General features: G+C 51.5%; 8 protein-coding genes. 2 read left to right on the top strand and 6 right to left on the bottom strand.

Translation table 11 applies throughout. The features are described 5' to 3' along the window. Nucleotides 1–315 precede the first annotated feature (315 nt). Nucleotides 316–567 (top strand): regulatory protein YcgZ, encoded by a 252-nt coding sequence (gene ycgZ / locus RAC60_RS18020; RefSeq protein WP_033738451.1) that lies wholly within the window; start codon nt 316–318, stop codon nt 565–567. Nucleotides 568–894: 327 nt separating this feature from the next. Here ycgZ and RAC60_RS18025 read toward each other — a convergent pair whose 3' ends face one another. Both RAC60_RS18025 and RAC60_RS18030 read right to left on the bottom strand, forming a co-directional pair. Beyond that, complete coding sequence (locus RAC60_RS18025) at nt 895–1,704, bottom strand: Brp/Blh family beta-carotene 15,15'-dioxygenase (protein ID WP_375094102.1); 810 nt, start codon at nt 1,702–1,704, stop codon at nt 895–897. Then, entirely contained in the window at nt 1,701–2,414 is a 714-nt protein-coding gene (locus RAC60_RS18030; protein WP_039340894.1) for a bacteriorhodopsin, read from the bottom strand. The genes RAC60_RS18025 and RAC60_RS18030 overlap by 4 nt, the downstream gene beginning before the upstream one ends. 912 nt (nt 2,415–3,326) lie before the next feature. Here RAC60_RS18030 and RAC60_RS18035 point away from each other — a divergent pair. Then, the gene (locus tag RAC60_RS18035) at nt 3,327–3,734 is read left to right on the top strand and encodes a nuclear transport factor 2 family protein (protein ID WP_375094103.1); all 408 of its coding nucleotides are present in this window, start codon (nt 3,327–3,329) and stop codon (nt 3,732–3,734) included. A gap of 221 nt (nt 3,735–3,955) precedes the next feature. Here RAC60_RS18035 and RAC60_RS18040 read toward each other — a convergent pair whose 3' ends face one another. The 4 genes from RAC60_RS18040 to RAC60_RS18055 all read right to left on the bottom strand — a co-directional run. Beyond that, on the bottom strand, nt 3,956–4,699 hold the full coding sequence (locus tag RAC60_RS18040; RefSeq protein WP_375094104.1) for an SDR family oxidoreductase: 744 nt from the start codon (nt 4,697–4,699) through the stop codon (nt 3,956–3,958). Between the two features lie 160 nt (nt 4,700–4,859). Then, the gene (locus tag RAC60_RS18045) at nt 4,860–5,711 is read right to left on the bottom strand and encodes a LysR family transcriptional regulator (RefSeq protein WP_375094105.1); all 852 of its coding nucleotides are present in this window, start codon (nt 5,709–5,711) and stop codon (nt 4,860–4,862) included. Between the two features lie 731 nt (nt 5,712–6,442). Further along, nucleotides 6,443–6,937, bottom strand: coding sequence for a GNAT family N-acetyltransferase (locus RAC60_RS18050; protein WP_375094106.1), 495 nt, complete (start codon nt 6,935–6,937; stop codon nt 6,443–6,445). Between the two features lie 278 nt (nt 6,938–7,215). Then, nucleotides 7,216–8,332, bottom strand: a 1,117-nt coding sequence (locus RAC60_RS18055; protein WP_375094107.1) for an MFS transporter, incomplete at its 5' end; no start/stop codon positions are given.

An 8,332-nucleotide genomic window follows, 5' to 3' on the forward strand; every position in this document is an offset into this window, starting at 1 on the left:
CGTGTTAAGCAGGGCATTTTCGATGTGAAAGAGAAAATGTCGCTGCGATTAGCGTGTCGGTAACATCATTCTTTCTCTCATCTCGCAGAATTCAGAACCAGTTCAGGAATGCTGTGGCGTCGGTGGTGAACCCACCCGGGATCAGGACTGAAAAGCCTGTCAGACTCTCGTGAGATCAGCCAGGATGGAGGCAAAAGCACGTTTTGCAAAAGAAAACGAGCGTTTCCAAAAATACACCTGTACAGCGGACCATCAAGTCTATAACTTTACCCACACGTAATAGTTAACTCATTAAATATTTCCCCAGAGCCGACATTGTATAAAAACTCGCCCAGACCCGACGCCATGAGCGCCATTGCCCGCTATTTTGAAAGCGCGTCACTGCCTACGCAGCAAGAAACGCTGGGCAGCATTGCATCCGAAATACTTCGAGCAGGAAAAAGCCTGAACCGCACGGCTATTTGCAGCAAACTCGTCCGACGCCTGGAGCTGGCAGGAAGTGCAGAAGAAGAACAGCATTACCGTGAACTGCTGGGTCTCTTGTTCGGTCGTAAATCAGGTAACTGATCCGTTACGGTTGCCAGGCCAAACCTGAATATCTGTCCTTGCCTGCTGATTCCTTGTATCACCTTCACTGCCTGTGCCGCTGTAAACCCCTGGCGGCATTGGCGTCATTCTGACTGAAGCGCACCGCTTCACATGCGGCTCTCCCGGAAAGCGAACAGTGATCCTCGCGTGATAGCGGTATTGCGTGCGTGCAGCTATGCAGCGATTTTCAGCGGAGCCTCAAACCGGTTTGCTGGGAAGCCACAGTAACTGTCTTTCGCGGGGGCATCCTGCAAGAGGAGGGACGCTTCTGCGTGTTTCCGGCGGGGACTGCGCACATTAAGTTCACTATTCATGGCTACCTGGCTCGAAGTAGGGCGTAACCAGCATATGGGGAATAGCGAGCGAAGCGAGCGCAGCAAACAGCGATTTAATGTCTGCGTCACTGGACGGGTACATCATACAGGTTGTCACTGCCGCCAGCAGGATCGCTCCTGCAAACACCGGCCAGGTTGCATAAAGGTAGCCTGTGTAATGCGCATAGCCCAGCTGAAGACGGCGTAACCGGGTTTGTGGCAGGGCATGCAGAATCAAAAATCCCATAGAAAAGCCGACAAAAGGCGGAAGGAGCAGCAGCGCCAGCGTCCCGGTAATGAGCCGCACATCGTGACGACTCACGCCGGTAATGAGCAGGCTAATGGCACAAAGTGCGCCGGCAATCGCCATGCATAACGTCACGGAGCCGGGCAGAGTGGGTGCCAGCCCTGCCTGGTGAAGAATGATGTTGTACTCTCGCGGGTGAAAGAGGGCCGGCGTCGCTATCATGCTGACGCCTCTGGCCAGACGTTCGGTTATCGCTCCCTTTGGGGCATCCTCAAGGGCAAAATGCAGCGCAGATGCCAGCAAGAAACCGGGTAATGCCAGTGCCGGTGACCAGTGCCACCAGAATAGGCAAAGCAGAATGATCACGCCATAAGCAGCCAGAAAGGGCACCTTACGTCCGTGTTTTACTACTGCCAGATCGCTGGCACCGTGAGCCATGCCAATAACACCTATTGCGACAATGGCAAAAATCAACTGCACGGGCATCGGACTGAAAGAGGCAGCCAGCGCTGCCCCCCAAAGTCCTGTCCAGCCGGCAATCTGCCGCAGAGTCATACCCGCACAGCACCATCAAAGGTGGTATGGCGCAGCGCTTTTTCAAGACTGGACGCCGCGTAAAAGGCGTAAAACACCTTGGCGATGATATCAAGAACCAGGAATGCCCATACGGACGCAGGATCGGTGATGATTTTTAATCCTTCCGGACCGACAAGGAAAACGATGGGGTAGATGAACCAGACCACCGTCAGCAATGCGACGTTTTTGTTGTAAGCCTCTGCCATCGCCCTGCCGCGCTCAGCGGCAATCGTACGTAACGGTCCCCAAAGAAGGTAAACCACGCCAAGAAACGCAGCACATGACCAGAGATACCAGACCCATTTAGCGGCGAACGTTTCCGCCAGCGAAGAGACCAGACCGGTGATAATCATCATCACATCCAGAATGATGATGGCTGTTAAAAACCCGCCCATTTCACCCGGTTTACTCTGCTCGTGAAAGGCAACCATAACAAGCCCTGCCAGTAAAACAGGTGTGGTGACAGACCAGTCAGCATAGCGGGCGAGATAAACGATGCTGCCACTCTCTGTGGCCAGATTTCCGAAACCAAAGGCCATGGCCAGATAAGCGGTGGCGGCAATAAAAGGCACTGAGGCATGCATTAACGTGTGATGTCGAAAGGGAAAGGTTTTTTTGCCTGTGGCATAAATTACCAGTGACGCAATTGCCATGACCGAAAACCCGATCAAAAATGCGGTTTGATCCATAATACTGTCTCCTTGCACAGACGCCTTTACAGGACCGTTTGTGCTGCCATAAATTGAAATGAGTCGTTATATTCCGAATGAGAATATGCCTGAAGTATATGGCAACCTGTTCAAAGCGCGAGTGACTGAAGCGTATTTCAAAAACGGCTGGAGAAACAGGTTGAATAAATGCTTTTATATTCGGCACTGGCCAGGCGAGAAATGTAAAGAGCTGTTTCACCGGTTTTCACTTTTAACAGTTTGCGTCCATCAATAAAAGATTGTCAGGTGTTTTTTGTCTTTATTATTAATGGGTTATTTGTAAATGGTGATTTTGTGGAAAAGGAGAATAAATAACCCGAAAGGAACAGAATTATATTTTTCGCTAGAGAAAATAGAATGGTGTACTAAGCGCGGGATAAGATTTTCAGAGGGCGTTAACCTGCCGCTATTAAAGAGCTTCTCGTATAATCACTGTTAGTGACTATATGGCTGACGCAATCCCCTTTCTCTGTGACGGAATACGCTGGCATTACATTGCTGTTAAGTCAGTCAGCTCACTATTACAATAAGCTGCATTTCATCTCAGAGAGCGCGGTAAAAGCGATTATGCGGCGTTACCCTGTGGAGGGATTATCCAGAATAACTCGCCCGGCATGACTAAATGTTTTTTCAGAACAAAGCGAACAGGTCTGGAAAGCGGTTCGTCTTCATTTTGCCTGAATAAAACCGCGTTAATGATCGCGACATTATCTCAAGTGACGAGGTAAAGGGGAAACCGCCCGCGTTATGCAACATGCTCTTCGAAACACGATCACGTCAGTGACCCGAGTTTTGACCTGCACCATATAACCGCATCTGCAGATAAGCCGCTTGCCGGAACACTAAATTAATCTTGAGGGCCTGGGCTTCAGTTAACGGGAGTGACACTTTATGACGACGCCAACACCTCAGGCTGTAGTCGAAACCTTCTTTCATCGTATCGCCACCTCAGAGGCGGTGAGCGAGATCGCTGAACTGGTCAGTGAAAAGGTGGACTGGCTTATCGCCGGTAATACACAAGTGGTTCCCTGGATTGGGCGTAAAAAAGGCAGAACAGGTGTGGCCGAATTCTATGCGCAAATCCGGGCGCAGACGACGTCAGAAAAGTTCGACATCAACGACATTCTTATCAACGGCAACCACGTCGTCGCCACGGGCGAGCTTGCCACGCGCGTTAAAAAAACCGGTAAGTCAATTGAGACCGAATTTGTACTCGATATGTACATCGAACAGGGGCTCATTACGCGTTTCCGTATGTTTGAGGACAGCTACGCCGTGTCGGAAGCCTGTCGTGAGTGAGAAGCCTCATCCGGTACGAGGAGAGAGAGGCGGCACGACCAGCAGGCGCAATACGGGTGAGACCGGACGCAAAAGCGCCCCGCAGCATTCGCGGGGCTTCTTCCTTTACGGTGAAGGGTGCGCATCTTTCATGGGCCCACGGCTTCCGTCAGGGAAGCAATGGAGAAGATGGCATGTTTCTTGTGCCCCTGCCGACATTCCAGCTTGTCTCAGGGCAAGGGTCAAAAGTCTATTGCGGTGGGACGTATAACGATTTCGTTGATGTCGATGGCTTCTGGCTGGCTGATTGCAAACGCGATGGTTTCAGCCAGTTTTTCTGCCGGGATAGCCGTTTCGTGTATCTTTCTGACCTGCTCTGCTACGGCAGCATCTGTCACGCTTCCCGGTAAATCCGTATCAACCGGTCCGGGCGAAATAATCGTGCTGCGAATATTGTATGGCGTCATTTCCATACGCAGGCCCTCTGATATAGCCCGTACCGCAAATTTAGTCGCTGAATAAACAGCCGTGGTAGGGCGAACACGCAGGCCAGCTACAGAAGACACGTTAATGATATGGCCGCTTTTCTGGTCTTTCATAAAGGGCAGGGCTGCAGCAATGCCATACAGCGTGCCTTTAAGGTTGATATCAATAGCCTTTTCCCAGTCCTCTACCCGCAACTGGTCCAGTCGTGAATTAGGCATAATACCCGCGTTGTTAATCAGCACATCAATCCTGCCGAACGTGTTTACAGCTGTCTTAATCAGTTTTTCGGCATCCTGACGGTTTGACACGTCCATCTGCACGACTTCTGCTTTTCCGCCCGCCCGAGTCAGTTCATGCGCCAGAGCAGTCAGCTTTTCAAGACGACGGGCACCCAGCACGACACTCGCGCCTGCGGCGCTTAAAAGCCGGGCAGTGGCTTCACCAATACCGCTGCTGGCACCGGTGATAACAATGACTTTTCCACTCATATTACTGTTCATAGAAGATTACCTTTTCTGGGTTACCGGAAATGACGAGAGAACCTGAACGGGGCGGGTAATAAACACCGGGTTTATTACCCGTCTTCAGAGTCAGGGAGAGTACAGGAGGCTGCAACGCTGTGTGATATTCCAGATTATCACCTGCTCAGTATGCAAAAATTCACAAGCTACAGGCAGGCTCAAGGCAGCCTTTAAGGAAGTCCAGGACAGTACTGATGCGTCTCGCATACCGGACATCTTCATGAACGCTCAACCAGATGTCCTGAATGAGAACCGGGCCATCGGGATCTGTCGGCACAAGGTGATATTCCTTCGCCAGGTATTCGGGTAACAGCGCTATACCGGCATGGCCAGCCGCCGTAATAGCCTGTATACGTAAATCATTACTGAAGAACACAACTTTCAGCCCCGCGCACTGCGCTTTAAGCCAGGCCTGCTGTGGCGTCTCTGTCACGTCCTCATCGTAAGCGATGACGCTCCGTTCTCCCGGTGTGGCGAGATATTCTGCACTGCCGTAAAGCCTGAACTTAACCTGGCCAACGCGCTGCGTACGAACGGCAGACTCAACGGGGCGGACCATACTGATGGTTATGTCTGCCTCACGACGGGTAAGTGAAAGACGTTCTTTGGTCACCAGGAGACTCAGGCGAAGACCCGGGTGATCCTGACGGAGACTTCCAACGTAAGGCGCTATAAAAGCACCAATGAAAGCCGGAGGAGCAGCAACCACTACGTCACCTTCTGCGACATCCTGTTCAGCACTGGAGTAACGTTCCAGTGAGTAGGCTGCCGCATTCATCTGTTCTCCGTAACGTGCTATCTGATGCCCGTCTTCCGTCAGAACATAGGCCCGCGGCCGACGGTCAACCAGCCCGAGATTAACCGACGCTTCAAGTGAGGCTATCCTTCGGGCAATGGTTGCATGATCGACGCCCAGTTTTTTTGCCGCAGAGGCAAGTGAGCCAGTCTGGGCAAAGGTTGAAAAATAGCGCAGATCTTCCCAGTCAAACATAAGGCCTCTCAATACCGGTGAATCAAACTAAGGGTAAAAAGCGATAACTTGCGGCATGCCTTTGCTGCAAGGCAAGACATCGTAACGGTGCATCAGACGGCTCCTGCACCTGAAAGGTAGCCGGAAAAAGCGTAAAAAACAGCGCTGTTAAACGGTTTTTTTTGCCTCTGGTCAGGTGAACGATTGTCTGTGGGACGACAACCTCGCTCCGCGCGAAGCCATTGAACTGGCGTTGCGCCGTTCGGTAACTATGCAGACAGAGCAGGGGCACCCAAGCGGTTGCGTTATCCGTCAATACCTGTTCGCCCGGGCATGAGCATATCCGTAAGCTTCTTGAAGCACGCCGCAACCGTATCCGCGAAGGGTTCCTGAAATGCGTTCTCAAAGCAACAGGCTCGGGCGAACTGGCTGCAGACACGAATGCACAGGCACTGGCCAGGTATCTGCACAGCGTTGAAACAGGTCTGTCAACCGAAGCGCGTGATGGCGCAACAGGCGAGGAACTGAATGCCGCGGTAACCTTCGCGATGAAGGCCTGGGACGCCAGTCGTTTGCAGCATGTTAATGAGTGAGGGCGTGAGGTTGTTTTAGTCTGCTTTTGGTACAGCGCGGACATCTGCATCCTTCATCGACTGCTATGAGCGGAAATGTGACGTTCGCAGTTGCTCTTTTAGGTGACAGTGAGCGTTGTTCAATTGATGGCAAGTGTATCAACTAAGGGAGCGATCTGGTTATGCTGTATCGCTTAATGCCAGCTTGCTCAGGCTCGCCCCATGCAGATAGTAATTTACGATCTTGTCATTTATTCTGCCGCCCAGAGACTGATAAAAACGGTTAGCGTCAGAATTAGATTTCTCAGCGTTCCAGCTGAGGCTATGGCATTCGTGTTTAAGCGCAAGCATGGCTATAAAGCGCATCATCGATTTACCGATACCTTTACTTCGAGCGTCCCTGGAAACATAGAGCTCTTTGATGTGCAACTGACTGCTGTATCGGGGAGAAGGGAAAAGCAGGCTGCAACAGGCCAGTCCAGTAATGCTATTGTCGCTGTGAGCCTTGATTACCATGGTTCCGGAAAGCGGGTTAAACAAAAAATTACGGAGATAATCCTTCATCAGCGATTCATGAATTGTTCCCTCGCCATAATAATGTTCTTCCATTTCAGTAAAAATGGTTACCATGGATTCCCATTCCTCAGGTGGACATAATGCTACCTTTACTTCCATGTTTATTCCCTTTCGTTAATTCAGTATCGTGGTCGCCAGGGGACATTTTCGCGCATCAATCTGCATTATTACCAGAACTTCAGGCTGGCTGGCAGATTTGCAGGGGCGGCTTTGTCATTCAGAAAGGCCCGCTCGTTTCTCTCTTGATTGTCCCGATGTGTCGATTGTGGCTCTTTCTCAGTTGTTTAAAAAAGTCTTTAAAGAGCGAGGAGAGCCCATTACATACTAAAAAAAGCACGACCAAAACAGTCGTGCCTTATCAGGCTTAAAGAAAAGGGCTATTGCAGCTTAATGCCTTTCGTTTCGGGTGCCATCCACACCACAACCATTGCGGCGATAAAGGCCAGAACCGTGGTCGCCAGCCCTGCGGTAAATCCCCCTATGCTGGCAACATAGCCAATAAGTAGCGGTGCAATAAACCCACCTAAGCGACCACCGTTATAAGCCAGGCCCATTAAAAAGCCGCGTGACTGTGTGTCGCCAATAATCTCGGCAAGGAAGGGCCCGGAGCCGGCAAAAATACCGTTTACACCAAACCCCGCCATAAAGATGGCTGCCATCAGAACCAGTGGCTGGCTTGTCGCCAGATACAGGCCGACTGCCACAGCGCCGATAAACAGGTAGAGCAAAAACATGGGCCTGCGCCCCCATTTATCTGCCAGGAGTGAAAACACAAGGAAGCCGGCAATCGCACCTGTTTGCAAGGCCAGCAAAAATTTCAGGCTGTGCAGGAAATCAAGGTGCTTCACTTCACGTAGATAGGTGGGCGTCCAGGTAAAAACACCCCAGAACAGGTACTGAATGAAAAAAATAAAGGTAAAGGCCAGCAACAGTCCTTTTAGATTCGTTTTGCCCGACCGCGCCGTCTGGGTCGGTCTGTGAGCCCGTTCCCGCTGGCGTGCCAGCCACACTGGCGATTCAGGCGTGATATACGCAATGACCATCATGATAAAAACCGGCAAGGCGCCAATCATGAAAAGGTATCGCCATCCGCCGTTTTCCAGTTTGCCTGTCATCGCCGTGACCAGTGCCGTCAGCCCAATCGCTAAAATGGCCCCCACCGGCAAACCCATTTGCATCAGTGCACCACCCCGGGCACGGCGTTCAGGGCGCCACGTTTCGGCGATGAGCGCTGCCCCTGAGGTCCACATCCCACCCATTCCCAGTGCCCCGCAAAATCGCAGCAAAGCAAAGGTTTGTTGATGATGGGAAAAGGCCAGCAGTCCTGAGAAAAGCGAATAGATCGTAATACAAATGAAAGCGGTTCTGACTCGTCCGATTTTGTCGGCGACCATCCCGAACAGAATGCCGCCAATGATCTGTCCGCCAGCCGTGGTGCTGAGAAACAGCTGGCTCTTATACACATCGGACGCTGCCGACGAATTAGAGGGGGGA

This window comes from Pantoea sp. BR_17 (genome assembly GCF_041955125.1).
GTDB lineage: Bacteria > Pseudomonadota > Gammaproteobacteria > Enterobacterales > Enterobacteriaceae > Pantoea > Pantoea stewartii.